Raw genomic sequence first — 25,491 nt, forward strand, 5'->3', positions numbered from 1 at the left:
CGCGCTCGGTCGCACAAACGACGAAAACCCTCCGTCGCTCCATTGACAGAGGAATGTTCATTGCATACAGTACACAGAGCGCGACATTCAGAACATCGCGGACACGCAGTTTACCTTGATGTAGTTGGCCGCTCCCTTCGGAAGGGAGCCGGCAGAAAGCAAACGCTATGAGCAAATTGGCACTCTTTGAGAATGTCGCCCGGCGAATTCGGCGGGCTTATGAAGGCGTCCCCATCGACCCCGTCGGTCCCGAGATCGGCCCCCTGAACCTCGAGGGCGCCTACAAGGTCCAGCAGTTGAACACCGCCTTTCGCACGCGGGCAGGCGAAGCCGTGGTGGGCCGCAAGATCGGGCTGACATCGCCAGTCGTTCAAAAGCAGCTGGGCGTGGACCAGCCCGACTACGGCGTTCTCTTTGAGAGCATGCGCGTGGCGAATGGAGCGACGATTGATCGATCGAAGCTGCTCCAGCCGCGCATCGAAGGCGAGATTGCACTGGCTTTTCGCACCGATATGCGGACTGCGCCAACGTCGCTGGCGGAGCTGGTCGATGCCGTCGACTGGCTTTCCCCGGCCCTGGAGATCGTGGACAGTCGCATCTGCAATTGGCAGATCGGCATCGTGGACACGATTGCCGACAACGCCTCCTCAGGACTGTTCGTCATCGGCAACCAACGCCTGCGCCCCAGCGAGGTCGACACCGTCGGCTGCACCATGCAGCTGTACGCAAACGGAGAAGTCGTCTCGCAAGGCGCTGGCGCTGCCTGCTTGGGCGATCCTTACCTGGCGGCGCTTTGGTTGGTGCAAAAGATGATTGCGCTGAACGAGCCGCTCAAGGCCGGAGAAGTCATCATGACCGGTGCGCTCGGGCCCATGGTCACGGTGCATGCTGACACCCACTATCAACTCAAGGTCGATGGTTTTGGCGCGTGCGACGTGACCTTCTCCTAGCACACCCGGGAGCGAACGTGACGCACGACAAATCCGCCCCCCGCCCCCCGGTGGAGTTGCATCGACTGATCTCCAACACAGTCGGCAACCCGGGTTTCGCCGCACGCTTGGCCCAGAACGCGGAGGCGGTCTACACCGAGTTCGAAGTGCCGCAAGCGCAACGGCGCGCCCTGCTGGCCGACCCCAAGCAGGCACTCGCGCAACTCGATGTGCACCCCAACCTGCAGTTCAAGCTGCTTGCCGCGCTGGGCCTGTTAAGCCTGCCGCCAGCCTCGATTCAACCCTATCTCCAGGATCAGCACCTCGATGGCAAAGATCGTTAGTGGCGCCGCCACGTCTCATACCTTCGGGCTTCCCGGCAACGCCGCGGACGCGGCTCAACGGATTGCCGACGGCATGCTCGAGGTTGGCCGGCGAGTCCGCGCCAGCAAGCCGGACCTGCTGCTGATCGTCTCCAGTGACCATCTGACCAACTTCAACTTGGATTTCCAGATCCCTTGGGCGGTGGGATTGGCCGACTCCTATCTCCCGCTTGGCGATCTGGGAACCCGTCGCGTGGCTTATCGGGGTCATCGCGAATTTGCCACCGGATTGATGCATTTCGCTGCCGCCGCCGGCTTTGATCTGATCGGTGTCGAACGGCTCACGCCCGACCACGGGATCACGGTACCGAACGAAATGATCAATGGCGACGCCGGCATCCCCATCGTCCCCATCTACATCAACACGGTCATGCAGCCGATTCCGACGTGCGCGCGCAGCTTCGGACTGGGCCGGATCATCGCCGACTACGTCGCCAGCATTGATGACACGACGCGCGTAGCGATCGTTGCCACCGGTGGGCTGTCCCATTGGGTTTGCATGCCGGACTCCGGCCGGGTCAATGCCGAATGGGACCAATCGATCATCGAACTGGTGATCTCGGGTCAAGGCGAGAGGCTGGGCCAGTGGACTCCCGAAAAAATCACGGACCACGGAGGCAATGGCGGTTTGGAGATCGCCACCTGGGCCTGCATGGCCGGCGCTTTGCGAAATGCCCGCGGCGAAGCCATCTACTACGAAGCAATGACGCCTTGGTGGACGGGTATGGGCGGAATATTCATGACGCCCCAATCCTGAACTCACAGGCAAATATCAAAAACTGGAGCCAACCATGCTTTCTTCTCATGCGAGCGACATCAGCAAGGATGTCGCCGCGATCGGCGCTCAATCCAAATTCGTCGAACTGGACGGATTGACCACCCACTACATCGAAGCCGGTGAAGGTCCCCTCCTGGTCCTCGTTCATGGCGGCGGAGCAGGTGCCGACTCCTGGGGAAATTGGCGAAGCTGCTTGTCGGCCTATGCAAGAAAATTTCGGGTCATTGCCTACGACATGCCAGGCTTCGGGCGCACAGCCAAGCCGGATCCGTCGGTCTACGACTATGGCCAGGAGGCGAGAAACCGCCACCTGACGGCGCTCATTCGGCATCTGAATCACGCAGCCCCGGCGCACCTGATTGGAAACTCGATGGGTGGCGCCACGGCCCTGGGCGTGGCCATGACCGCCCCCGATCTGGTTCGCAAGCTGGTGCTCATGGGCAGTGCCGGCCTTGGAATTTCGAACCCCGATCCCGAGGCCATGCGCCCGTTCGCTGCCTACGACTATTCGATCGAAGCCATGCGAACGATCATGGAGCATCTTGGCGGACCACGCTTCCAGTTCGACGAGCAACTTCTGCAGTATCGACATGCGCTCATGCAAGAGCCCGCGGCCAGGGCCGCCATCGATGTCATCAAACGCAGCAAGCTGACGTACACATCCGAGCAGATTGCATCTGTCAAGGCGCCGACCCTGGTAGTGGGAGGCAAGGCCGACAAGGTTGCCATATTGGCTCGTACCTATGGCTATCTTGAGCTGCTCGAAAACTCCTGGGGATTCGTCCTTCCCCATGTCGGGCATTGGGCAATGATGGAGTCGCCTCGAGAGTTCGTGGCCATCACAACAGCCTTTTTCGATGAAGAACTCTTCTAGAACGAACCACGAGACCGAGAGATGACAATGGAAGCCCCTATCACGTTCGTTGACGACCGCTTGCTGCGCAAGGTTCCATCCTGGCGCACCTATCTGGCAGCAAAGCTCGGTTTTCGCAATCATTGGTATCCGATCAAGCTGTCGCGCGAGATCGGCGAATCCCAGATCGTGAAGGCCACTTTGTGCGGCGAGAACATCTTGCTCAAACGCATTGACGGAAAGGTCTATGCACTGCGCGACCGCTGCATTCATCGCGGCGTCCCCTTTTCGGAAAAGCTGGAGTGCTACACGAAGGGCACCATTACCTGTTGGTATCACGGGTTTACCTACAAGTGGGAAACCGGTGAACTCTGCGACATCCTCGCCTCGCCCGATAGCAAGGCAATTGGCAGGCAGAGCGTCAAGTCGTACCCGGTCCAGGAAGCCAAGGGGGCAGTGTTCGTTTTCATGGGTGACGACGATGTCAAGCCGCACCCGCTTTGCGAAGACGTCCCTCCGATGTTTCTCGACGAGGACCTGGCCCTCGAAGGCGACTCCTACATGGTCCAGTCCAACTGGCGCGTGGGTTGCGAGAACGGTTTCGATGGGTTGCACGTCTACATCCACCGCACCTCTCCGCTGGTCAACGACACGCAGCGATCTCTGCCCGTTGGACACACTGCCAATTCCGGGCAAATCGTCCTGCACGAGGTGGACGGGCAGCCCAAGGGCGTGTATGACGAGTTCGCCCATCACGTCAGCCTCTGGGAAGGCCAGGTCGAAGGCGACGTCGTCGTCCGCGGGGTGCGCAATACCCGAACCGATGGTGTGCCTACCCGAACGACCGCGGCGTCGCTGTGGCTGCCGGGCGTTCTGCGGGTTGACGACTTCCCGGACGCGGGCCGCCATCAGTTCGAGTGGTACGTCCCTGTCAGCGAGGATGAGCACTACTACTTGATCATGATCGGCAAGCGGGTAACCAATCCGCAAGAGGCTCTGGACCACGAGCAGGAGTTCTGGAATCGATGGAAACCAGTCTCTCTGGACGGCTTCAACAATCAAGACATAGAAGCTCGGCTCGCGCTGCAAAAGTTCTATAGCAGCGACAAGGCCTGGCTCCAGGAAATGCTGATCGAGGGCGACCATCCGATCATCAAGTGGCGCGAACTGTGCCATCGCCACAACCGCGGCGTTCAACGACCCGACCACCTCTGAGCCGAAGATCGGCTGCAAAAACCTACGTTGGAATCCAATGCGAAAATTGAAAGTCGCCGTCATAGGCTCGGGCAATATCGGGACGGACCTGATGATAAAAATCATGAGGAACTCCAAGCACCTCGAGATCGTTGCAATGGCGGGAATTGATCCGCAGTCCGATGGACTCGCGCGCGCCGCCCGGCTGGGCATCGCGATCACCTCGGAGGGCATCGATGGGCTGATTGCGATGCCTGAGTTTCAGGACGTCGCGATCGTCTTCGATGCGACCTCGGCCCAGGCGCATCTCGTCAATGCGGCGCGCCTGGCGCCAAGCGGCTGCCGAATCATCGATCTGACGCCGGCGGCCATCGGCCCCTTCGTCGTGCCGGTGGTGAATCTGGACACACACGTCGACGCAGTCAACCTGAACATGGTGACCTGCGGAGGACAGGCGACCATTCCCATTGTGGCCGCAATCAACCGGGTCGCTCCCGTGCGATATGCCGAGATCGTCGCCTCGATCGCGTCCAAGTCCGCAGGGCCGGGAACTCGCGCCAACATTGACGAGTTCACCGAAACGACCACCCAGGCACTGCGAGAGGTTGGCGGTGCCGAGGTCGCGAAGGCGATCATCATCCTGAATCCTGCAGATCCTCCGATGATGATGCGCGACACCGTCTACACGCTCACCGCGTCCGCGGACACGGGTCAGATCGAGGAGTCGATCGCCGCAATGGTCAGTGCCGTACAGGCTTACGTCCCGGGATATCGCCTGAAGCAGTCCGTGCAGTTCGATGAAGTCGGCGCCGACGGCCGATTGAACGTTCCGGGTGCCGGTGTCATGGCTGGCCTCAAGACAACGGTCTTCCTGGAAGTCCAAGGCGCTGCCCACTACCTTCCCGCGTATGCAGGCAACCTCGACATCATGACGTCGGCCGCGATGGCTACCGCCGACCATCTCGCCTTGCGAATGCTCGAAAAAATGGAGGCCATCTCGTGAGCCGACAACCTACCTCCTTGTATGTTCAGGACGTGACCTTGCGAGATGGCATGCATGCGATCGGTCACCAGTACACGCTCGCACAAGCCCGTGACATCGCCACCGTGCTCGACAAAGCGGGCGTCGCGGCGATCGAGGTCGCTCACGGCGATGGCCTGGCCGGCGCCAGCTTCAACTACGGCTTCGGGCGACACAGCGACCGCGAATGGATTGGCGAAGTGGCCGACTCGGTTCGAAGGGCACGAGTGACGACGCTCTTGATACCCGGCATCGGCACATTGCACGACTTGCGCGATGCGCATGCCGTTGGCGTGCGCTCGGTTCGGATCGCAACCCATTGCACCGAAGCAGACGTATCTCGCCAGCACATCGGCGCCGCGCGGGACCTCGGATTGGACACCGTCGGCTTCTTGATGATGTCTCACATGATCGCACCCGAGGCTCTCGCCGCCCAAGCAAAGCTGATGGAGTCCTACGGTGCCGAATGCGTCTATGTCGTCGACTCCGGCGGGGCCCTGGACATGACAGGAGTCCGCGAGCGATTGCAGGCGTTCGGCCAAGTGCTCAAGCCTGAAACCCAGCGCGGCATCCACGCGCACCACAATCTGAGTCTTGGCGTCGCCAACTCGATGGTGGCTGTCGAATTCGGTGCGACCCGCATCGACGCCTCGCTGGCCGGCATGGGTGCGGGGGCCGGAAACGCACCGCTGGAGGTCTTCATCGCCGCAGCGGACCGTGCCGGGTGGGATCACCGATGTGATCTGCTCGCACTGATGGATGCTGCCGAAGATCTGGTTCGGCCCCTGCAGGACCGTCCTGTGCGGGTGGACCGCGAAACGCTCTCGCTGGGGTACGCGGGTGTCTATTCGAGCTTTTTGCGTCATGCGGAACGTGCAGCCAAGACTTTCGGCCTGGATACCCGTTCAATTCTCATTGAACTAGGCAAACGAAAAATGGTTGGCGGCCAGGAAGACATGATCGTCGACGTTGCGCTGGATCTTCTGAATTCCAAGCCACCCATCGCCGACACCGTCTCTTAGGAATTGCGAGCTGCGGAGAAAGTGCGGTTGCGACGGAGCCCCCGTCCCGCGACACGACCGCCATTTCTCAGCCTTCGCATCCAAGGGCCGGACTTCCCTTTTTTCGCACCTCAACCCGCAGCGCGCACTTCGTGCCGGACGAACCTGCCGGCGCCGCACGATTGAGTAGAAGCACCTCAAGAAAAGCATGAACGATTCGAATCCCAACCCGGCTGGCGCCGTTGCGCTGTGCTGTAGTCATGTCGAAGGCGCCACGTGGGAATCCCGGCTGCGCGCGGCGCTGCCGAAGGCCTCCTTGACTGTCTGGCCGGCCGTGGCCGCAGAAGCAGAATGCGCCATCGTCTGGTCGCCGACGCAGGCTTTCATGGACGCGCATCCGCGCCTGCGCGTGATCTTCAATATGGGGGCGGGCGTTGACGCGCTGATGCGACTGCGCCTTCCGACTCACGCGCGCGTGGTACGCATCGAAGACGGTGGCATGGCCGTTCAGATGGCCGACTACGTCTGCCACGCCGTTCTGCGGCACTTCCGCGAGTTCGACGCCTATGCCGACGATGCCGCCGCACACAACTGGCGTCCGCGCAAGCCTCGTCTGCGCGCAGATTTCCCAGTCGGTGTGATGGGACTCGGCGCACTCGGCCTGCGTGTGACCGAGACGCTCGTGAAGTTTGACTTTCCAGTGCTTGGCTGGAGCCAGTCGATCAAACACGTCGAGGGTTTCACCTGCCTGGCGGGCGCCGATGCCTTCGACGAGTTTCTTTCGCGCACGCGCATCTTGGTATGCATGCTGCCGCTCACACCGCTCACGCGCGACATCGTGTGCAGTGCCACCTTGTCACGCCTGCTGCCGGGCGGATACTTCATCAACGTGGCGCGCGGGGCCCACGTGGTGGAGTCCGATTTGCTGGCGCTGATCCAGAGTGGCCACCTCGCTGGCGCCACCCTCGACGTGACGCGCGAGGAGCCCCTTCCCCCTGGCCATCCGTTCTGGACCTGCCCGCAGATCGCGCTGACGCCTCACATCGCAGGGCAGACCGTGATCGACGAAGCGATCGCGCAGATCGCTTCGAAGATCAACGCAGGCTTCGGCGATCCACGGCTTTCAGGTTTTGTTGATCCCGAGCGAGGCTATTGACTATGACTTATCCAACAAGCAACAGGACTGCAGCCATGCCAATGACTTCGATCTTTCACTTCGCTTTCAACGTCACCGACCTCGAAAGCGCGCGACGGTTCTACGGCGGCGTGCTCGGCTGCCGCGAGGGACGGAGCACCGCGACCTGGGTGGACTTCGACTTCTTCGGCCATCAGATCTCGCTGCACCTGGGCAAGCCTCTCGCCACTGCCGCAACGGGCCTCGTTGGCGACAAGCTCGTGCCGATGCCGCACTTCGGCCTGATCTTGAAGCTCACCGAGTGGAAGACCTTGGCCGCACGTCTGCAGGAGGCCGAGACGGAATTTGTCTTGATGCCGCAGTTGCGCTTCGAGGGACAGCCCGGTGAGCAATGGACCATGTTCTTCCTCGATCCTTTTGGCAATCCGATCGAGATCAAGGGGTTCCGCGACCTTGATGCTGTGTATGCGGTTTGAACAGCCGAACCCTCGCCGCCCGAAGCTCGTGACGAAGCGGCCCATGAACGGCTTGGGGGCGGCCTCAAGGGCGCGGTCGTAGTTCGCGCGCTCACTCTCCCGCCCATTTTTGGGCTGGATGAAGACGACCGATGTGTACGGTCACGCAACAATGCTTTTTTCAGCAGCATGGGTGATCGGTCGATCGCTGCGGGCTGAACTGTTCGGAACCACCATTCAGGGACGCATATCCGAGCGGCCGTCGTGATCACAAACCCTCCTGGGCTTGCTGCTCAGTTCATGCCTCGGCTAGCATCCCGTTACTTTTAAGAAATTTCAGCGGGACAACTCGGGAGGAACGAATGAGAGCTCATGTCATCGGGCGATGGCTTGCCGTCGCCAGCTTGGTGCTGTTGACTGGTTGCGCCACATCGATCGCCACGCGTGCGCCAGATGGCCGGCTTGACGTTCGGCTTCCGTCCGAGGGAACGGACGGGTATGTGCTACTCAAAGTCGTTTCCACCAGGCCAATCAGCCTGCTGAATCCGAAGTGGCAGCAGATCACCTTGATCTCCGCGCAAGGCGTTCGCCATGAAGTACCCGATCTGACGCCGATGGCCGTGGGTGTGTTTGGAGGCAGTTCGGTACCGACCGAATCACTGCACTTCGGTCGATTGCCTCCCGGCGAGTATGAGTTTGCGAGTGCCGGAAGCATCGGCCCTGGGCCAGGCCTGCTGCTTGCGTTGATCACCAGCGACCATGCGTCCCTGGACAAGCAGGTGCCACGCTTCAAGGTGGAGGTGGGACGCCTTGCCAACCTGGGAACGGTGGTGTTCTCGCCGAGCACTGGGGACAAGGAGCCGGCCCAGATCGTCTTGCTCGGCGGTGCACGAGGTACCGCGGAAAGCATGCGAGCGCTGCTGGACGACTCACGCAATGCCCCCACGCTGCAACCAGGTGGAGGATGGCTCCAGATGCCTGCAGATGAAGCACAGGCCATTGCTCGCGCAAGAGGGCTGGTGTCGATGCTGTCTCCCATCGGATCGCAAAGCGGAGCCCGTATGGTGGCCGGATCGCATCTGGGCGAGATCGTCGAGCGCGTGGCCCCAGGGCGCTGGACATCGGAGCCACTCGACACGCTGGCGCGAGTGAGCTTCGTTTCCTGCTGGAAAGATGCAACGTGCGTGGCCGGCTCCGAGTTCGGCCGCTACGCCGTCAAACGCCGCGGTGGTTCGTGGGAGGCTCGCCGCTTGTCGAGCGAACATGGTCAGGTCGCAACGATCCAAGATTTGTCTGAAGGCAGGGCGCTGCTCGTGGTCACCGACCGGCTCAAGGGCGCCCGCATCCTGGTCCAGGACCAGTTGGGCAACGATGAGGCCGCGCCCAAGGAACTCAGCGCGGGAATTCAGGACGTGGACGAAGCAAGGCTGCCCGCTCTGCTGCTCGATCATCCAGACGCTCTGCTGATGGCCAGAAACGTTCCCGGCTTTCGACGCGAGACCCTCATCACGCGCGTCGACAAGCAGTCCCTTCAGGTCACGACGAATCGCGAGAGATTCTGGGTCAGCCACTGGCAAGTGCTCCCGGATGGAGAGATTGCCGTTACCCGCATGAATGGCATGACGACGTATTTCACCAGTTCCACCGATGGCGGAAAGACCTGGGTGAGCACCGAGCGCACCGTGCCGATTGGGACCTATTGGCGGGATCAGACCCGAGCGTTGGGCATTCAGCCGACGCCTGGTTTCAGTACGGTCAGCAACCAGGTCACGCAGACGACCGATGGCGGCAAGACCTGGACCCCCTTGGGTCAACCGTTTCGAAGCGCCGACTTCGCAGCGCGAATCGTGTACGCCGATGACCAGGAAATCCTCGCGGAAGACGGAAAGCGGGTCTTTTCATCGCTCGATGCGGGAAGAACCTGGACACCGCGCTTTCCACGGGAGGGAGCGAACCCGGCTCCTGTCGCTGCTGCACCGCGCCCGCAACCAGGTCTCTGATACTCACTCGGGTGCTTTTTCCTCAAGGGGCCAAGAAGGGCTACGGACGTTTGTAGCTCGCTGAGCATCTTGATCCGTGAGGCATTCGCCGTGCGGGGTGCAATGGAAGCGAGAGGATGATCTTTCATGCCCTCCTACGATTCTTCTGTGGGCGCCAACCGACGACAACCACAGGCGCGTAAGCACCCAGTTATCGGCTCCTGAGCGCGCAGCAAGTGGTCAAGGCGTGCTGGGCGCAATCCGGCAGTTCGCCCTTGCGAGCGGCGGCTATGCAGCGATTTCCGCCGCCGGACTCGGGGGCCGCCGATGCCTGCTTGAAGGACGATCCCGACAGGCAAGTCCGTAGAACGGCCTGTCGTAGACCGCATTGGAACGCTCTTTGACCTGAAATTCCCTGTGCGATTGCAGCAACTGCTTCCTGCTCGCTCGGCAATGCACAACTCGATGCACTGAGCGCTCGCGGCGACGCGCCGATGATCCTGGCCATCGGCCCCGACAGCGATCTGCGTTTCGACGTGGCGATGCGCACCTATGACTACACGCCGTCGGTGCGCGCGGACGGTCCGACCTGGGACGACGAGGAGCGTGGTCGGCCAGGCGGCGGCGCCGATCATTTTCTCGACTTCATCGTCGCCCAAGCGGTGCCGGCCCTGGCGGCGCGCGCACCGCTGGATCCGCGACGCCGCACGCTGTGCGGGACACTCGTACGGTGGTTTGTTCGCGCTGCACGCGTTGTTGCGCCGGCCGCAGTTCTTCTCGCGCTGCGCGGCGGCGGCCCCCTCGTTGTGGTGGCAGGACGGCTTCATCCTGCGCGAGGCCGAACACCCCGCCCCCTGCCGGCGGGGCGCGAGACCATGTTGTTGTTCATGCAAGGCGCCTCGACCGAAGGCGAGAGTCCTGCCGCGCCACCTCCTGCAGGTGTCAGCGCGGCGCGCGCCGAACGCCTGCGACGCCAGCGTGCCGCCGTGCCACCGCAGGCAGGCCGGGACCTGGCGGGGCGACTCGACCGCGCAGGCGTGCGTGCGCAGTACCTCGCCTTTCCCGGCATGCCTCATGGCCCGATGTTGGCGGCATCCCTGCCGCCCCATTGGCACGGGCTGCGCGCCCGTCGCCGGCTTGAGCCGAAAGCTGGAGGAAAGTCGTTTCGTCCCCCACAGTTCGCGAGGATTCTTGCGGGATCCATGGCCGCATATCCGACCCGGGCAGCCGGAATTCGGATGCATCAACCATTGCGCATGAGAAGCTAGGTGAGCTTCATCACTTTGAGAGTGCAATGGTCAAAAAGACAACTGAACAGAAAGCTGCAGAGGCGCTTCGTTACATCGCTGCCAGTGGAGCGGCCAATGCGGTTGAGCTCGAGCCCTTCTTGACTGATCCCAATCAGGCCATACGCGCCGTGGCGGCCATGAACCCGGATGCAGACGAAGAGATCCTGGATCGTTTTGCGAATGACAAGTTCTGGGGCGTCCGCATGGAAGTGGTGCGCAATGCCAATGTCAGCCAGGCCACGTTGCGCAGGCTGCTGGAGTCCGACACGCGCAAACGCGGCGTGGTGCACCACGCCGCGCGCGAGAAGCTGGAAGAGCGCGGTGTCGCATTTGGTGCTGATGGCATGCCGGAAGACGCGGCGTAGAGAACGAAGTCGCATTTCCTGAGCGTCATTTGATCGGGTCGCTTTCGATCTCGATCACTGCGGCCAGTGTTCGTGAGGGGTCCTGTTATTGGCGCTCCGGCCTCTTGTTTCGGACAAGCAGTGCCATGGCCGCCAGCGCGACCGGAACATTCGAATCACGTATCTCAGTGCTGCCCCCCAACCAGACGCTTGTCTGTCAGGTGGCCCGTCAACCCGCGGACCTGGGCGCCGGCTTTGCCTTGAGGCCCGCCTCGATGAAGTTCACCAGGTAGTCGACACCGGCCTCGATGCTGGTCTCCTGCAGCTTCTCGGGCCACAGCGCCTGCACCCGCGTGTGCGTGCTGTGCGCATAGAAGAAGGCGCCGTAGACGAAGATGACGCGCCAGTAGAACTCTTCGCTGCTCAAGTGAGGAAGCTCGTGGCTCACGACATCCACGAAGCGTCGCGCGAAGTCGTCCACGATGGATGCTGTCAGCGCATGCACTTCATCGGCAGGGTCCATCAGCATGCGGCCGTAGAACGCACGGAACGACTCGCGCTCCTGGACACTGGCTCCCGCGACAAGCAGTGAGGGCGCCATGGAGGCCCGCAGGATGTCTCGCAACGGGACCTTCCGACCCTCGAATGCATCCAGGCGCTCCTTGCGCTCCTTCATCACCGGCCCCAGGCGGCGCTCCAGCACGGCCTTGCACAGCGCCTGCTTCGATCCCCAGTAGTAGTGGAAGGCTCCCAGGTTGGCGTTGGCCCGCTCCGCGATCGCTCGCATGCTGGTGCCCCCGTAGCCATGTGCAGCAAACAGGGCCTCGGCGGCGTCGAGGATCTGGTTTGCGGTGGTGTCGGAAAGCGCCTGCCGCTTCGAAGAGACGGTGGTTTTCGCTGCGGTGGGCTTGGGCATGGGGGAAGTGGCGAGGTATTGAAGTTCGTTGACAGCCAATCCTTGAAATCATACAGTTGTATATTTATACGTACGTATGACTTAAAGGAGACTTCATGAGATTGATCGATCTGTCCTCGACGCTGGACCCGCACGACCGCGATCTGCTTCCTCCCGCCATGGCCGCCGCTGCGGGCGTCGTGGCGCCCCGGGTGGACTACTCCCATCCAGCGACGCCGGACGGCCGAGATCGCTTCTGCCACTTCTTCGGCTGCAGCCACGATGACCTGCCCGACGGCGAGGGTTGGGGCTCGGAGGTGCTCAACGACATGTCGTCGCATTGCGGCACGCACGTGGACGCACCGCTGCACAGCGGATCGACCTGCGAGGGGCGAACCTCACGCACCATCGACCAGGTCGAACTGAACGAGCTCTTCTGCCCCGGCAAGGTGCTCGATGTGCGCCCTTGGGCGCAGCCTGGGCAGGCCATCCCCGTCGATGCGCTTCGCCAGGCGTTGTCCGCAGTGGGCGAGCCCATCCGTCCCGGCGACGCCGTGCTGATCCGGACCGGACAGGAGCGATATCGCCTGGGTGAGCCGGCCTTCTTTCAGTACCCGGGGATGAGCCGCGAAGGCACGCTGTTCCTGTCGGAGCAAGGCGCCACCGTGCTCGGCACCGATGCGGTCGGCTGGGACCGGCCCTTCGCCGTGATGGCCCAGGCCTTCAAGGAAACGGGCGACAAGCAGCAGCTGTGGGACGGCCACAAGGCGATCCGCGAGAAGGAGGCCTTCATCGTCCAGCAACTGTGCAACCTCGGCGCCTTGCCGCTGCGCGGCTTCCACGTGGGCTTCTTCCCGTTGAAGCTGGCACGCGCCAGCGCCGCTCCCGCCCGCGCCGTGGCCTTTCTTTCCAACTGAGGAGCGACTTCAATGCGTATCGTGACTTTTGTGCGCGAGGGCTTTGACGCACCTCGCCTCGGTGCCCTCATCGGCGTCGACGGTGTGCTGGACCTCACGGCTCGCCACCCTGGCGAAGAGGCCTTCGGCTCTGCGTTGGCTTTCCTGCGCGCAGGCCCTGCATCCTGGGACCTTGCGCGTGCGCAGGTCGTCAAGCACGGCGGCGCTGCAGAGTCCCTGGCCGGCGCCGCATTGTTTCCCCCGCTGCCCAATCCGCCGCTGATCCGGGACTGGGGAACCATGATCGAGCACCCCAGGTTCTTCCTGCGGCGACGCGCCGAGCAACTGGCCGCCCGGTCGGCCGACCCGGAGGCCGCCATGGCCGCCGCACAAGCCGATGGCTCGCTCGAGTTGCCCCCGAACTGGTTCACCGTGCCTCGCTTCTACACCGGCAATCCGCTCAACATGACCGGGCCGGATGCCGAGATCGCCTGGCCGGGTTTCGCCGAATCGCTGGACTACGAACTCGAACTGGCCGTCGTCATCGGCGTGGGTGGCAAGGACATCCCCGTGTCGCGAGCACGCGACCACATCTTCGGGGTCACGCTGTTCAACGACTTCACCGCGCGGGATACGCAAGTGGCTGAAGGCAGCCCGGCCGGCAAGAGCAAGGACTTCGATGGCGCCTACGCCATCGGCCCCTGCATCGCCACGCTCGACGAGATCCCCGACCTCTACCAGCTGCAGGTGCAGTCGAGGCTCAATGGCCTCGTCCAGACTACCCGCAGCACCGCCGACATGCAGCTGACCTTCGAGGACATCGTGAGCTATGCCAGTCGCTCGTGCACGCTGCACCCTGGCGAACTCTTCGCCTCGGGCACCTTCGAAGGTGGCTGCGGCGTGGAGACCGGCCGGCTGCTGCGCGATGGCGATGTCATCGAACTCGAGGCGCAGGGCATCGGCACGCTGCGCAACCGGATCCGCCGCACGGCAGCACCCGCCGCGGCAGCGAAGGCCTGAGATGACGGTTCCGCTGTACATCGTGGGCGTCGGCAGCACGCCCACGGGCCGCTTCGCGCATGTTCCGCTGCGCACGTTGGCCCGCCAGGCCATCGATCTCGCCCTGGCCGACGCTGGCGCGACGGCCGACCAGGTGGGTGCCGCGTTCTTCGCCAACGTCGGCCAGTCGCTCCTGCAGGGGCAGCACATGATCGGTGGCCAGGTGGCGCTGCGCGAGGCAGGATTGGATGGCATTCCGATCGTCAACGTCGAGAACGCCTGTGCCAGTGCCTCGACCGCCTTCTACCTCGCCTGCGCGCATCTGCGTGCAGGGTTGTGTGACGTCGCATTGGCGGTGGGAGCGGAGAAGCTGTCGCACCCGGACAAAGCCCGCACCTTTTCCATCTTCGATGGCGCCCATGACGCCGAAAGGCCTGAGGCACTGCTGCGCTTTCTCGCACAACAAGCTGGTGAAGACCCCACACAAGCTCCCGTCGCACAGCAACGCAGCGTCTTCATGGACATCTATGCGGCCCTGGCCCGCGCGCACATGGCGCGCCACGGCACCACGCAGCGGCAGCTGGCCCATGTGGCCGCCAAGAACCACAGCCACTCCGTGCACAACCCGTTGGCCCAGCATCGCGTCGCGATGTCGGTCGACGAGGTGCTCGCGGCGCGCGCCATCACCTGGCCTCTGACTCTGCCGATGTGCGCGCCGATCGGCGATGGCGCGGCTGCGGCGTTGATCGTGCGCGAGGACGCCCTGGAGCGCTTCGATGCGAAGCGTGCGGTGCGCGTGCGGGCCAGTGTTCTCGTCAGCGGATCGGACCGCGTCGATGGACGCGAGACGCCGATCAGCCGCCGCGCCGCACTGCGTGCCTACGCAGATGCCGGCGTCGGGCCCGAAGACATCGACGTGAGCGAAGTCCATGACGCCACGGCCTTCGGAGAAATCGTCCAGTGCGAACACCTGGGCTTGTGCGAACCCGGCCAGGGTGGATGGCTCGCGGAGCAAGGCCATACCGCACTGGGCGGCCGCCGGCCCGTCAACCCCTCGGGGGGACTGGAGTCGAAGGGCCACCCCATCGGCGCCACCGGCCTGATGCAGATCCATGAGCTCGTCCTGCAATTGCGCGGCGAGGCCGGCGGGCGACAGGTGGCCAATGCGCGCCTGGCCCTTGCCGAGAACGGCGGCGGCTTCCTGGGCCATGAGGAAGCGGCCGCGACCATCACCATTCTTGAACGGGCTGCACAACGCACATGAAGCACGCCACCATGTATTCCAGACGCACTCTCCTCGGGCAATCGCTCGCCCTGGGCTTGTCCAGCCTCGTCGGCAACGCTGCCAGGGCCGCCACCGCGGCCTGGCCGTCCAAACCGATCCAGGTCATCGTGCCCGCAACCACCGGCAGCGCACCCGAGATCGTGGCTCGTCTGATCGCCGACGCTTTGTCGACACGCCTCTCGAACCCCGTCTATGTGGAAGGCATGCCGGGGGCCTCGGGGATCATCGGCACCGACAAGGCGCTCAAGGCGCCCGCCGACGGGCACACGCTGCTCTACGCCATGAACCAGGTGGCGACGATGAACCCGCACCTCTACCCACGGCTGCCCTACAACCCGGCCAGGGACATGGCGCCGATCAGCCTGGTCGCGCGCGGCGGGTACGTGCTGCTCGCCCACAGCGGCCTGCCGGCATCCGACCTTCCGTCGCTGATCGCCCTGGCGAAGCGCGAGCCCGGCAAGCTGGCCTATGCCTCCACGGGCAACGGCAGTGCCTTCCACCTGGGCATGGAGCTGATCAAGGCGCAGTGCGGCATCGATCTGCTGCACGTGCCCTACCGCAGCGGCGCCAATGCCAACACCGAGCTCATGGCGGGGCGCGTGCAGGTCCGGCTCGAGCCCCAGGCCTCGGCGCTGGCGCTGGTTCGCGGCGGTCGCGTCAAGGCCTTGGCGGTGACCACACCCACGCGACTCCCCGTCCTGCCGCAGGTGCCGACGGTCCGGGAGACCCTGCCCGGATTCGAGCTGAGCGGCTGGAACGCCTTGTGGGCACCGGCGGGCACGCCCGCGCCGGTCATCGCGCGACTCAACGCCGAGGTGCAGCAGATCCTGAAGAGCGACGCATTCCGAAGCCATCTGCTGCAACTCGGCCTGACACCCGAGGGCTCGACGCCGGCTGAACTGGCTGCGCTGACGGCGCAAGAGACGGCGCAATGGAAGGCCCTGATCGACAAGACGGGCATCAAGGCGGACTGACATGACGGATTTCAAGACCCTGGCCGATCTCGTCGGCCACCATGCGCGCACGCGTCCCCATGCGATCGCCCTCACGTTCGAGGCGGGCCCGGCCTTGCCCGAGCAGCACCGCAGCTTCCTGCAACTGCACGAGAACGGCCTGGCGCTGGCCCGGGCCCTGCAAGGCCTGGGCATCCGACGTGGCGACGCCATCGCGCTGGTGATGGCGAACCACCCCGAGTTCGTCGAAGCCATGGTGGCGGCCGCGCACCTCGGGGCGGTGCTGGTACCGATCGATGCGCGGGCGCAAGGCGGCAGGCTCGCCGCACTGATCGATCGCACGCACTGCGTGGGTGTGATCGCGGCGGACTATGCCGCCGCTGCGGTCGCGCAGATTCGACCGCGCGCCACCCACCTTCGCTGGGTCGTGCGCGTCATCTCGGGCGAACTTGCGGCAGATGCGCCGCGCGCCTGCGAAGCGCTGGACTACGCGCAACTGCTGGCCCGCCACACACAGGCAGGCCTCCCCTCGGCGCACTTCACGCCCGTCGATCCCGATGACCCCATGCAGATTCTCTTCACCTCCGGCACGACCGGAGAGCCGAAGGGGATCGTGATCACGCACCGCCGCTTCGTCGACACGGCGGCACTGGCGGCCTCCGCCTTCGGCTACACCGGCGACGATCGCCTCTACTCCGGCCTGTCGCTGACGCACGCCAATGCCCAGTTGGTCACGCTGGGTGCAGCCCTGAGGCTTGGGATCGCCTGCGTCATGTCGCGCCGCTTCACCAAGTCGCGGTTGTGGGAGATCGTGCGTCGGCACCGGTGCACCGCCTTCACCCTGCTGGGCGGCATGACCACCGCTGTCTACTGCGAGCCGCCGTCGCCCAGCGACCGGGATCATGTCGTGCGCTTCGTGGTCGCCGCGGGCATGCCGCAGGCCATCTGGCGTGACTTCGAGCAGCGCTTTGGCGTCCATGTTCTGGAGTTCTACGGCACCGCCGAAGGCGGGCTGACGGTCAACCCTTTCGGGAAAGGTCCGATCGGCAGCATCGGCCGGCCGCACCCGGCGTTCTCCATCCGCATCGTCGCCGAAGACGGCAGCGATGCGCCTGCGGGCACGCCTGGCGAACTGGCGTTCCGGCCGGTCAGTGGCGCGCCCTTCGACATCGCGTACTTCGAAGACCCGCAGGCCTCGCAGAGCAAAGGCAAGGATGGTTGGCTCTGGACCGGCGACATCGTGCGCGCCGATGCGCACGGCTGGCTCTACTTCGAGCACCGCCGCGGCCATGGCATTCGCCGCAACGGCGAATTCATCGACCCGGCGCAGATCGAGAAGGCCATCGCGGACACCGGCCTGGTCCGCGATGCGTTTGTGTTCGGCACCGCAGCGGCCTCGGGGGCGCCTGGCGAACGCGATGTCGTCGCAGCCGTCGTCCCGCATCGCGCCGACCTGGACCTTTCGGTGCTCCATGCGCGTTTGCGCGAGACGCTGTCGAAGAACGCCCTTCCCGCTCGGCTGATGGCCATCGAAGCGATCCCCAAGACCGCGTCGGAAAAGCCGTTGGCGCGGGTTCTGGAGGAGTGGCTGCGCGACGGGACGGTCGCGACCGTGTTCGAGGCGCCCTCAGCCTAGACACAAGACCTGGGCGCAGGCGGCGGCAGGCCAATTTCCCCCTGCGCAATCAACAACAACGAAGGAGACATTCATGCACAACCACGGGCGTAAGCTTTTTCTTCCCATCTCACTTGCATCGCTGTTCATCGGGCCTTCGAGCTGGGCGCAGTCTTCTGTGACGCTCTTCGGCGTCATTGACATCTCGGTGAGCCACTACCAGACCAAGAGCGTGCTGCCCGCAGGCCTGCCTTGGTGGTCCCTGGCAGCGCCGGCATCCATCTCGCAAGGCGCCACGAAGCTCGCGTCGGGCGCGCACACCCCTTCTCTCCTGGGCATTCGCGGACAGGAGGATCTGGGCGGCGGGCTTGCTACAGGCTTCTGGCTGGAATCCACACTCACACCGGACGACGGGGCCCAGGGGCTTGGCGTTTTCGACCGCCGCTCGACGGTCAGCCTGTCGGGGCCGTTTGGCGAAGTGCGCCTCGGCCGCGACTATGTGCCGACCTATTGGAATCTGACGGTCTTCGATCCCTTCGGCACGGTCGGGGTTGGCGCGAACCTATGGAATCCGATCGGCACGGGGCTCACCACCAGCCACGGAAAGTCGCCCGCGAACCTGATGCCCTTTGACAACTACGTTCGCGCCTCCAACAGCGTCGGCTATTTCCTGCCGGGCAATGTTGGCGGGTTCTACGGCCAGGTCATGTACTCGCTGCATGAGAACCTGAAGCAGAGTGGCGTGAGCCACAGTCCGAGCAAGGGCGGGCGAAACGTCGGGGGGCGGTTCGGCTATCAACGTGGCCCGCTCAACCTGGCCATCGCCTACCAGGAAGACACCAAGGACGATCTCAGCGGATTCGACAAGGACCGTTTGAAGATCCTCAACGCTGGGGTCTCCTACGATTTCGATGTCGTCAAATTGTTCGGCCAGTTGTCGCAGATCAGGGATGAGCGCAGCAAGATGCACGTAGCCAATATCGGCGGCATTCCGCATCCCTTCAGGAACGAGAGCAATGGGAAGTACACCGGTGGCTTGATCGGCATCACGGCCCCGGTCGGGCCTGGATTGATCCGTGCGTCCTATTCGCGCGTGAACTACGCCTCTCCCCGTACGGTGAATGCTTTGAATCCCGCGACATGGCTGCAAGACAACGATGCCAGGATCGAGAAGTTCGCCGTCGGCTATGTGTACAACCTGTCAAAGCGCACCGCGCTCTATGCCACTGTTGCGCGAACCAAGATGAAGTGGAACGGGTCCGTGAATGCGGCGATGGCCATCAGTCCCGGAGGCGGGGTGAGGTTTGCGAACGGCATTGCCGGGATCAGCGCACCTTATGTCCCCACGAGCACCACCGGCTACGACATGGGCATTCGGCACGCCTTCTGAGGGCACTGACTCGCGCGGCGGACCTTCCAGGTGGTCGGCCCTGAACTCCCGCGTGCTGCAGCGCTGCGCGCTTGCCGGGCAAAGGGAAGGTCCGCACAGGGGCCGTCTCTTCCGGCCCGGAAGGGCAACGCTCTTTGACTCACAAGGCGCACGCGGTGCAACGGCAAGAATCCAGAGGGAGCGATGCACCACTGTCTAGCGTGCTCGATTGCGCATCGCATACAACAGCACGAGCGTCGCGATGATTTCCAGTCCCGCGACCGCATAGAGGCCCGCGGCCACGCTTCCCGTCGACGTCTTCAGCCACCCCATCGTGAAGGGCGCAGCGAACCCCGCCAGGTTGCCGACCGAGTTGATGAAAGCGATACCACCCGCCGCAGCGGTGCCCGTGAGAAAGGAAGCGGGGATCGACCAGAACACGGGAAAGGCGGCGAGGATGCCGATGGTCGCGAAGCTCAACGCGACCATGGCGAGCACAGGTTGCTCGATCAACACACCGGTGGCCACGAGCCCGACGCCGGCGATCAGCGTCGCATAGGCGCAGTGCCGCCGCCGCTCACCGGTGGCATCCGAATGCATGCCGTTGAGCACCATCGCGACCGTTCCCAGAATGAACGGAATGGCCGACAGCAGGCCGATGTTCAGCGTGCCCTTCACGCCCAGTTCCTTGACGATCGACGGCGTCCAGAACGCAATGGTGGCGTTGCCGCTCACGATGCAGAAATAGGCGGCGGTGCACAGCCACAGCATGGGGTTGCGCAACGCCCGGCCGAAACTCGATTGCTTGGGGACGTCGGCGTTCTCCTTCTGCAGTTCGGCGGCCAGCGCGTGCTTCTCGGCCTCGGTCAGCCAGCGTGCGGATTGGGGCCGGTCCGGCAGCCAGGCCAGCACCGCGAAGCCGGCAAGCACCGAAGGAATGCCTTCGAGCAAGAAGAGCCATTGCCAGTTTCGAAACGGCGCGACGCCTTCCATGCCGCTCATGATCAGTCCGGCGAGCGGCCCGCCGACGACGCCCGCGATGGCAAACGAGGTCATGAAGAGGCCGTTGATCTTGCCGCGGCGATGCGCCGGCACCCAGTACGTCAGGTACAGCATCACGCCCGGGAAAAAGCCGGCCTCGAATGCGCCGAGCAGGAATCGCAGCACATAGAAGGACGTGGGCGTTTCCACGTAGATCATCGCCATCGACGTGAGGCCCCAGAGGATCGTGATGCGCGCGAGCGTCTTGCGCGCACCGATCTTCTGCAGCAGCAGGTTGCTCGGCACCTCGAACAGAAAGTAGCCGATGAAGAAGATGCCGGCACCCAGCCCGTAGACCGCCTCGCTGAACTGCAGGTCCTGCAGCATCTGCAGCTTGGCGAAGCCCACGTTGACGCGGTCGATCCACGCCAGCAGGAACAGGAACACCAGGAACGGCACCAGCCGCCATGCGATCTTGCGGTGCATGCGGTCGTGGTCCGAGGGGGAATGGGCGCCGGTCGAAGGCCGCGCAAGGGATGAGACGGAGGTAGCTTCCACAGCAGTTTCCTTTTTCTTCAATGACAGAACTCCAGGAATGCGTCGCCCTTCATGGTGTACGCATAATGTTTATAAATATATTTATAGACATTCCATCGCACATTGGTAGTTACCCTCCGTGGGATCTGTCTCCGCCGGTTTCATCGTTCGCGAATCGAGAAAGGACCTTTGCCGCCGGCACGGTTTCCGCGCGACTTCGTTCCTCCTAAGGTCAGCACCTGGCACCGCGCAGTGCGTGCCTAGCCAACCAAGCAACCGAACGAAATGGAGCAGTTTTCAATGTCGCAATGGATACGCAAGATCGGCGCCGCAGCGTCTCTATGGGGCGCAATGAGCGTCACCCTCGCCTTCGCAGCCCCCGTCGTGGGCAAGAGCCCGTGGGGCCCGAACGACGAACTCGGCCGACTCAACCTCATGACCGCGAGCACCAAGGCCCAGGTGCTTTCCCGCGCGGACGGTGCGCGTGTGTACGACCTGTCGGTCGAGTACTTCGTCGGCATGCCGAGCTGGCACGGCATCGGCGACCCGCGCTACCAGATCTGGATGACGCACACGCCGCACGGCACCGTGGTCGACGACCCGATGGGCGTCGGCCACACGCAGAACAAGCACGTGAGCTACACCGGCGCGGCCATCTCGATGTACACCCACATGGGCACGCACATCGACGCGCTCAACCATTTCGGCCTCGACGGCAAGATCTGGAACGGCTTCGAGGCGCGCGAACACCTGGGCGACCGCGGCTGGAAGAAGACCGGCGCCGAGACCATCCCGCCGATCGTGGCCCGCGGCGTCCTGATCGACGTTGCGGCCGCCAAAGGCGTCGAGATGCTGGCGCCCGGCTACCGCGTCACCCGGGCCGATCTGCAGGAGACGCTCGACAAGCAGCGCGTGAAGCTGGAGACAGGCGACGTGGTCCTGATCCGCACCGGCCGCATGAAGCTCTACGACAAGGCCGACGCCTACATGGATTCGCCGCCGGGCATGAGCGTGGATGCCGCGCGCTTTCTCGTGGAGTCGGGTGGCGCGATGGTCGTGGGTGCCGACAACCTGAGCTTCGAGACTTTCCCGCCCGATGCCGATGACAACTACGTGCCGGTGCACACCTACCTGCTCGCGCAACAAGGCGCGCCGATCATCGAGCTGGTCAACCTGGAAGCGCTCGCCAAGGACCGCGTCTACGAGTTCGCGTTCATCGGTGCGTCGCTCAAGCTGCGTGGTGGCGACGCCGCACCAATGCGCCCCATCGCCATCCCGCTGCGGCGCTGAGACGCTCGCGCGTGCTGCGTTGGCCGCCTCGGCTGGTACGCTCGGCGCCATGGATCGCTACGCTGCCATGCAGTACTTTTGCCGCGTCGTCGAACAGGGCAGCCTGGCCGCTGGCGCCCGCGCGCTGAACCTCTCGAACTCGGTCGTCACGAAGGCCATCCAGTCGCTGGAAGCCTGGACCGATTGCCGCCTGCTCGCGCGAACCACGCGCAGCATGCAGCTCACCGAAGCCGGCGAGCGCTTCTACAGCTTCTGCCAGCGGACGCTGGCAGACACCGAGCGCACGCTGACCGATGTCCGCTCGGTGAGCCGCGGGTTGACGGGGCGGCTGGTGGTGGCGGCGCCGGTGTCGCTCACGCTGTCGCATCTCCACGAGTATCTGCATGCGTTCCAGGCGCAACACCCGGGCATCGAACTCGAGATGCGGCTGAACGACAGGCCGGTCGATCTGGTACGCGAAGGCATCGACGTCGCGCTGCGCGGCCAGGCGCGGCTGGAAGATTCGAGCCTGGTGGCCATGCCGCTGATGGACCTGGCCCGCGTGGTGTGCGCTGCGCCCGCCTATTGGGAGCGCCATGGCCGGCCCACGACACCTGCCGACCTGTCGGGCCACAACTGCCTGCAGTACCTGCTGGGCGACGACCGCGATGAATGGGTGTTCGACGGACCGGACGGGCGCGCACGTGTGCGGGTGAGCGGCACGTTCCGCGCCGACAACAGCCTGCTGCTGATCGACGCGATGCGCCGGGGCGTCGGGCTGGGCCTGGTGCCGTCGGTGATGGTGAAGGATGCACTGGCCGATGGCTCGTTGCAGACCGCGCTCGACGCCTACGTGGCGCCGCCTCGGCGCCTCTTTGCGGTCTACCCGACGCGCGACCACCTGATGCTGAAGGTGCACGCGCTGGTCACCTTCCTGAAGCAGCAGTTGCCGCCGCTCACCCCATCAGTTCCTTCGGCAGCGCCGCCATGAACGACGCGAAGTTGGTCGAGCCCTGGCCGGGGCTCATGTGCTCGACCATCAGTTCGGCCGCCGCCCTGGCATCGCGCCGCTGAATCGCGTCGAGCAGCTTGGAATGCTGCTCCCATGACGACTTGAGGCGACCGAACGCGGCAAAGGCGTGGCGCCTGTAGGCGCCAGTCTGCGAACGCATCCGCAGGATTTCCTGGCGCAGGTAGGGATTGCGTGCCCCCTGGTAGAGCGCCTCGTGGAAGCGCCGGTTGTGCTCCTGCCAGGCCTTGACGTCTTCTTTCTTGACCGCGGCGGCGGCGCGCTCGTGCGACTTGGCGAGGTCGAGCCGCTCTTCGGGCGTCATGCGCTCACAGGCCAGCCGCACGCACAGGCCCTCGAGCTCGGCCAGCAGCTCCCACATGGCCAGCAGCTGGGTCATGTCCATCTTCGCGACGACCATGCCACCACGCGGCAGGCTTTCCACCAGCCCCTGGGCCTGCAACTGAAGCAGCGCCTCGCGCACCGGCGTGCGCGAGACCTCGTAGGCCGTCATCAGCGCCTGTTCGTCCACCGTGTCTCCGGGCAGGAGCGTGCCGTCGCGGATGGACTCCTCGACCGCAAGGCGGATGCGTTCAGCGGTTTTCATGGGGCGAGCTCCCGTAAAACAACGATTGAATAAAACATTTTTGTGAGTTATAAATATATTTATAGACCTCATCCATCTTTTAATTTTACCTGCTCCAGAGAGAGCGCACGGTGCCAGGAGACCGCTTTGACCGACCCCACCCTCGAGCCATGGAAGACATGGGTCACGCTGAGCCTGCAGTTGCATGGCATCGATGCCGCACCCGGACTTCAGGTCCGCGCGGCGCGCACGTTGGCACGGCTGGCGCCCATGGCGAGCCGTCTGGCCGCCGGCACCACTCCGCCGTTCGACATCCGCCCCGTGGAGCACGCGCATGAGTGATGCAGGCACGCCCTCCATCGCCGCGCTGCGCCGGTCGATTGCCACGGGTGCCAGCTCGGCCGACGAAGCGCTGGCCTTGCAGCGCGAGGCCTTCGAGCGCGGCGCTGCCGTCCATCACTGCGTGGTCGAGCGCGCGACAGGCAGCCGGCCGGTCGCACATGCGCCGCTCTCCGGCATCGCGATGGCGCACAAGGACGTGTTTGGCACAGGGCTGCGCGCCGCAGGGCAAGGACGACCGGAAGGCGCTGCGACCGATGCGGTGACCAGCCCTCCTTCCGCCCCGTTGCGACGCCTCTCCGAGCGTGGCGCGACCTACCTCGGCGCCCTTGTGATGGCGGAGTACGCTTGCGGCGCCACCGCGGAGAACCCGCACTTTCCCGCACCGCTGAATCCGCTGGACCCGGCGGCGGCGGTCGGCGGGTCGTCCAGCGGCTCGGCCGTGGCGGTGGCTGCCGGCTTGTGCCGGGCCTCGCTGGGGACGGACACCGCGGGGTCGGTGCGCATTCCCGCATCCACCTGCGGCGTGGTCGGATTCAAGCCCGGCGCCGGCGTGATCGACGCAGGTGGCGTGTCGCAGCTGGCGCCGTCGCTGGACACCGTCGGCGTGGTGGCGCGCTCGGTGTCGGATGCGGCCCATGTGTTCGCGGCGCTGCTGCCCGACGAAGCGCCGATGGCGCAGCGTCTGCTCAGCCTGGAAGGCATCGAGGAAGACCTGTCGCGCCACCGCCGCTGGCGCGTGGCGTCGGCACTGGACCAGCCCGACCTGCGCGACGATGTTGCAAGCCGGCTCGGGGCATTCGAATCTCGCGCCACCTCGCACGCGGTGGCATGGCACCGCGCGTCCTTGCGTGGACTCGACGAACTGTCGTGTCTTGCCCAGATCGTGCTCCACGTCGAGGCCGCGGCCACGCATGCGCACAGCGTGCGCCATGCACTCGGCTCGCTGGCGCCGATCACGCAGTCGATCCTCCTGCCGGGCTGGGCCGTCCCGGCCGCCTGGTACCGGCACGCCTGCGAAGCCCGCGCGGGCTGGCGCGACGCCTTCATCGCCGGGCACTTCGCGCAAGCCGACGTGCTGTTGTTGCCTTCGCTGCCGCGCGGCGTGCCCGACGCGCAAGTGGTGACCACCACCTCCGACCGCTTCGACCCGCGCGAATTGGTCGCACTGCACCGGTACCACGCCTTCGTGAACTACCTCGGACTCCCTGCGTTGTTGTTCCCGATCGGCACCGACGCGCGCGGCCGGCCGGTTTGCATCCAGGCCATCGGTGCGCCGGGCGCCGAGGCCGAGCTGCTGGCCTTCGGGCACCAGTTCGCCGCGCCGACAGGCGCTCCTTCTGTTCCCGCGGCGCGCACCGCCCAGCGCGCCAGCACCCCGCTTCATTGACTTCCCA

Annotated in this window: 25 protein-coding genes; 22 read left to right on the forward strand and 3 right to left on the reverse strand. The window is 64.4% G+C overall.

The annotated features are described in order from the left end of the window. Positions 1-167 precede the first annotated feature (167 nt). From AC07XP_RS11175 to AC07XP_RS11230, 12 genes are all read left to right on the forward strand, one after another. On the forward strand, positions 168-950 hold the full coding sequence (locus AC07XP_RS11175; protein ID WP_495264682.1) for a 2-keto-4-pentenoate hydratase: 783 nt from the start codon (positions 168-170) through the stop codon (positions 948-950). A gap of 17 nt (positions 951-967) precedes the next feature. Next, on the forward strand, positions 968-1,273 hold the full coding sequence (locus AC07XP_RS11180) for a hypothetical protein (protein ID WP_495264683.1): 306 nt from the start codon (positions 968-970) through the stop codon (positions 1,271-1,273). Next, the gene (locus AC07XP_RS11185) at positions 1,257-2,069 is read left to right on the forward strand and encodes a DODA-type extradiol aromatic ring-opening family dioxygenase (protein ID WP_495264684.1); all 813 of its coding nucleotides are present in this window, start codon (positions 1,257-1,259) and stop codon (positions 2,067-2,069) included. The genes AC07XP_RS11180 and AC07XP_RS11185 overlap by 17 nt, the downstream gene beginning before the upstream one ends. A 34-nt stretch (positions 2,070-2,103) precedes the next feature. After that, the gene (locus tag AC07XP_RS11190; protein WP_495264685.1) at positions 2,104-2,964 is read left to right on the forward strand and encodes an alpha/beta fold hydrolase; all 861 of its coding nucleotides are present in this window, start codon (positions 2,104-2,106) and stop codon (positions 2,962-2,964) included. 21 nt (positions 2,965-2,985) lie between these two features. Then, positions 2,986-4,158, forward strand: a complete 1,173-nt coding sequence (locus AC07XP_RS11195) for a Rieske 2Fe-2S domain-containing protein (RefSeq protein WP_495264686.1) — start codon at positions 2,986-2,988, stop codon at positions 4,156-4,158. 37 nt (positions 4,159-4,195) lie between these two features. Then, positions 4,196-5,140: an acetaldehyde dehydrogenase (acetylating) gene (locus AC07XP_RS11200; protein ID WP_495264687.1), complete on the forward strand. Its 945-nt coding sequence runs from the start codon at positions 4,196-4,198 to the stop codon at positions 5,138-5,140. Next, positions 5,137-6,180 carry a 4-hydroxy-2-oxovalerate aldolase gene (gene dmpG, locus AC07XP_RS11205; protein WP_495264688.1) on the forward strand — a complete coding sequence of 348 codons (1,044 nt, stop codon included), beginning with the start codon at positions 5,137-5,139 and terminating at the stop codon, positions 6,178-6,180. Before AC07XP_RS11200 ends, dmpG begins: the two co-directional genes overlap by 4 nt. A gap of 187 nt (positions 6,181-6,367) precedes the next feature. Continuing rightward, a complete protein-coding gene (locus AC07XP_RS11210) occupies positions 6,368-7,315 on the forward strand; it encodes a 2-hydroxyacid dehydrogenase (RefSeq protein WP_495264689.1) in 948 nt (315 codons plus the stop codon). Between the two features lie 41 nt (positions 7,316-7,356). Then, positions 7,357-7,770 (forward strand): VOC family protein, encoded by a 414-nt coding sequence (locus tag AC07XP_RS11215; protein WP_095745962.1) that lies wholly within the window; start codon positions 7,357-7,359, stop codon positions 7,768-7,770. Between the two features lie 479 nt (positions 7,771-8,249). After that, positions 8,250-9,749: a WD40/YVTN/BNR-like repeat-containing protein gene (locus tag AC07XP_RS11220; protein WP_495264690.1), complete on the forward strand. Its 1,500-nt coding sequence runs from the start codon at positions 8,250-8,252 to the stop codon at positions 9,747-9,749. 531 nt (positions 9,750-10,280) lie between these two features. Continuing rightward, complete coding sequence (locus tag AC07XP_RS11225) at positions 10,281-10,988, forward strand: alpha/beta hydrolase-fold protein (protein ID WP_495264691.1); 708 nt, start codon at positions 10,281-10,283, stop codon at positions 10,986-10,988. Positions 10,989-11,022: 34 nt separating this feature from the next. Then, positions 11,023-11,382 carry a hypothetical protein gene (locus AC07XP_RS11230; RefSeq protein WP_159271265.1) on the forward strand — a complete coding sequence of 120 codons (360 nt, stop codon included), beginning with the start codon at positions 11,023-11,025 and terminating at the stop codon, positions 11,380-11,382. A gap of 208 nt (positions 11,383-11,590) precedes the next feature. Here the strand turns inward: AC07XP_RS11230 and AC07XP_RS11235 are convergent, their stop codons facing one another. Then, on the reverse strand, positions 11,591-12,277 hold the full coding sequence (locus tag AC07XP_RS11235; RefSeq protein WP_495264692.1) for a TetR/AcrR family transcriptional regulator: 687 nt from the start codon (positions 12,275-12,277) through the stop codon (positions 11,591-11,593). A 95-nt stretch (positions 12,278-12,372) separates the two neighbouring features. Between AC07XP_RS11235 and AC07XP_RS11240 the strand changes: the two genes are divergently transcribed. The 6 genes from AC07XP_RS11240 to AC07XP_RS11265 all read left to right on the forward strand — a co-directional run bounded on the left by AC07XP_RS11240 (position 12,373) and on the right by AC07XP_RS11265 (position 19,394). After that, on the forward strand, positions 12,373-13,173 hold the full coding sequence (locus AC07XP_RS11240) for a cyclase family protein (protein ID WP_070061241.1): 801 nt from the start codon (positions 12,373-12,375) through the stop codon (positions 13,171-13,173). A 12-nt stretch (positions 13,174-13,185) separates the two neighbouring features. Beyond that, a complete protein-coding gene (locus AC07XP_RS11245) occupies positions 13,186-14,172 on the forward strand; it encodes a fumarylacetoacetate hydrolase family protein (RefSeq protein ID WP_495264693.1) in 987 nt (328 codons plus the stop codon). A 1-nt stretch (position 14,173) separates the two neighbouring features. After that, positions 14,174-15,415, forward strand: a complete 1,242-nt coding sequence (locus tag AC07XP_RS11250; protein WP_495264694.1) for a thiolase family protein — start codon at positions 14,174-14,176, stop codon at positions 15,413-15,415. Further along, positions 15,412-16,410: a Bug family tripartite tricarboxylate transporter substrate binding protein gene (locus AC07XP_RS11255; protein ID WP_495264695.1), complete on the forward strand. Its 999-nt coding sequence runs from the start codon at positions 15,412-15,414 to the stop codon at positions 16,408-16,410. The genes AC07XP_RS11250 and AC07XP_RS11255 overlap by 4 nt, the downstream gene beginning before the upstream one ends. 1 nt (position 16,411) lies before the next feature. Further along, positions 16,412-18,025 (forward strand): class I adenylate-forming enzyme family protein, encoded by a 1,614-nt coding sequence (locus AC07XP_RS11260; RefSeq protein ID WP_495264696.1) that lies wholly within the window; start codon positions 16,412-16,414, stop codon positions 18,023-18,025. 73 nt (positions 18,026-18,098) lie between these two features. Continuing rightward, positions 18,099-19,394, forward strand: coding sequence for a porin (locus AC07XP_RS11265; protein WP_495264697.1), 1,296 nt, complete (start codon positions 18,099-18,101; stop codon positions 19,392-19,394). Between the two features lie 195 nt (positions 19,395-19,589). On the opposite strand, the gene AC07XP_RS11270 is transcribed toward AC07XP_RS11265, so the two are convergent. Next, complete coding sequence (locus AC07XP_RS11270) at positions 19,590-20,840, reverse strand: MFS transporter (RefSeq protein ID WP_487848473.1); 1,251 nt, start codon at positions 20,838-20,840, stop codon at positions 19,590-19,592. Positions 20,841-21,242: 402 nt separating this feature from the next. Between AC07XP_RS11270 and AC07XP_RS11275 the strand changes: the two genes are divergently transcribed. Then, the gene (locus AC07XP_RS11275; protein ID WP_223301353.1) at positions 21,243-22,181 is read left to right on the forward strand and encodes a cyclase family protein; all 939 of its coding nucleotides are present in this window, start codon (positions 21,243-21,245) and stop codon (positions 22,179-22,181) included. Between the two features lie 49 nt (positions 22,182-22,230). After that, complete coding sequence (locus AC07XP_RS11280) at positions 22,231-23,151, forward strand: LysR family transcriptional regulator (RefSeq protein WP_495264698.1); 921 nt, start codon at positions 22,231-22,233, stop codon at positions 23,149-23,151. Here the strand turns inward: AC07XP_RS11280 and AC07XP_RS11285 are convergent. Beyond that, positions 23,117-23,776, reverse strand: a complete 660-nt coding sequence (locus tag AC07XP_RS11285) for a GntR family transcriptional regulator (RefSeq protein WP_062469590.1) — start codon at positions 23,774-23,776, stop codon at positions 23,117-23,119. The genes AC07XP_RS11280 and AC07XP_RS11285 overlap by 35 nt on opposite strands. Before the next feature lie 126 nt (positions 23,777-23,902). On the opposite strand from AC07XP_RS11285, the gene AC07XP_RS11290 reads away from it, so the two are divergent. Continuing rightward, entirely contained in the window at positions 23,903-24,097 is a 195-nt protein-coding gene (locus tag AC07XP_RS11290) for a hypothetical protein (protein ID WP_070061249.1), read from the forward strand. Then, complete coding sequence (locus AC07XP_RS11295; protein WP_495264699.1) at positions 24,090-25,484, forward strand: amidase; 1,395 nt, start codon at positions 24,090-24,092, stop codon at positions 25,482-25,484. Before AC07XP_RS11290 ends, AC07XP_RS11295 begins: the two co-directional genes overlap by 8 nt. Positions 25,485-25,491 lie beyond the last annotated feature (7 nt).

The organism is Variovorax sp. GW531-E2 (genome assembly GCF_059423125.1).

Coding starts and splice junctions, on each gene's coding strand:
- AC07XP_RS11200 (WP_495264687.1), top strand. CDS start 4,196: ATGCGAAAATTGAAAGTCGCCGTCATAGGCTCGGGCAATATCGGGACG.
- AC07XP_RS11215 (WP_095745962.1), top strand. CDS start 7,357: ATGACTTCGATCTTTCACTTCGCTTTCAACGTCACCGACCTCGAAAGC.
- AC07XP_RS11185 (WP_495264684.1), top strand. CDS start 1,257: ATGGCAAAGATCGTTAGTGGCGCCGCCACGTCTCATACCTTCGGGCTT.
- AC07XP_RS11260 (WP_495264696.1), top strand. CDS start 16,412: ATGACGGATTTCAAGACCCTGGCCGATCTCGTCGGCCACCATGCGCGC.
- AC07XP_RS11250 (WP_495264694.1), top strand. CDS start 14,174: ATGACGGTTCCGCTGTACATCGTGGGCGTCGGCAGCACGCCCACGGGC.
- AC07XP_RS11255 (WP_495264695.1), top strand. CDS start 15,412: ATGAAGCACGCCACCATGTATTCCAGACGCACTCTCCTCGGGCAATCG.
- AC07XP_RS11235 (WP_495264692.1), bottom strand. CDS start 12,277: ATGCCCAAGCCCACCGCAGCGAAAACCACCGTCTCTTCGAAGCGGCAG.
- AC07XP_RS11190 (WP_495264685.1), top strand. CDS start 2,104: ATGCTTTCTTCTCATGCGAGCGACATCAGCAAGGATGTCGCCGCGATC.
- AC07XP_RS11225 (WP_495264691.1), top strand. CDS start 10,281: ATGACTACACGCCGTCGGTGCGCGCGGACGGTCCGACCTGGGACGACG.
- AC07XP_RS11195 (WP_495264686.1), top strand. CDS start 2,986: ATGACAATGGAAGCCCCTATCACGTTCGTTGACGACCGCTTGCTGCGC.
- AC07XP_RS11295 (WP_495264699.1), top strand. CDS start 24,090: ATGAGTGATGCAGGCACGCCCTCCATCGCCGCGCTGCGCCGGTCGATT.
- AC07XP_RS11240 (WP_070061241.1), top strand. CDS start 12,373: ATGAGATTGATCGATCTGTCCTCGACGCTGGACCCGCACGACCGCGAT.
- AC07XP_RS11210 (WP_495264689.1), top strand. CDS start 6,368: ATGAACGATTCGAATCCCAACCCGGCTGGCGCCGTTGCGCTGTGCTGT.
- AC07XP_RS11280 (WP_495264698.1), top strand. CDS start 22,231: ATGGATCGCTACGCTGCCATGCAGTACTTTTGCCGCGTCGTCGAACAG.
- AC07XP_RS11270 (WP_487848473.1), bottom strand. CDS start 20,840: ATGCACCGCAAGATCGCATGGCGGCTGGTGCCGTTCCTGGTGTTCCTG.
- AC07XP_RS11285 (WP_062469590.1), bottom strand. CDS start 23,776: ATGAAAACCGCTGAACGCATCCGCCTTGCGGTCGAGGAGTCCATCCGC.
- AC07XP_RS11245 (WP_495264693.1), top strand. CDS start 13,186: ATGCGTATCGTGACTTTTGTGCGCGAGGGCTTTGACGCACCTCGCCTC.
- AC07XP_RS11230 (WP_159271265.1), top strand. CDS start 11,023: ATGGTCAAAAAGACAACTGAACAGAAAGCTGCAGAGGCGCTTCGTTAC.
- AC07XP_RS11265 (WP_495264697.1), top strand. CDS start 18,099: ATGCACAACCACGGGCGTAAGCTTTTTCTTCCCATCTCACTTGCATCG.
- AC07XP_RS11175 (WP_495264682.1), top strand. CDS start 168: ATGAGCAAATTGGCACTCTTTGAGAATGTCGCCCGGCGAATTCGGCGG.
- AC07XP_RS11275 (WP_223301353.1), top strand. CDS start 21,243: ATGAGCGTCACCCTCGCCTTCGCAGCCCCCGTCGTGGGCAAGAGCCCG.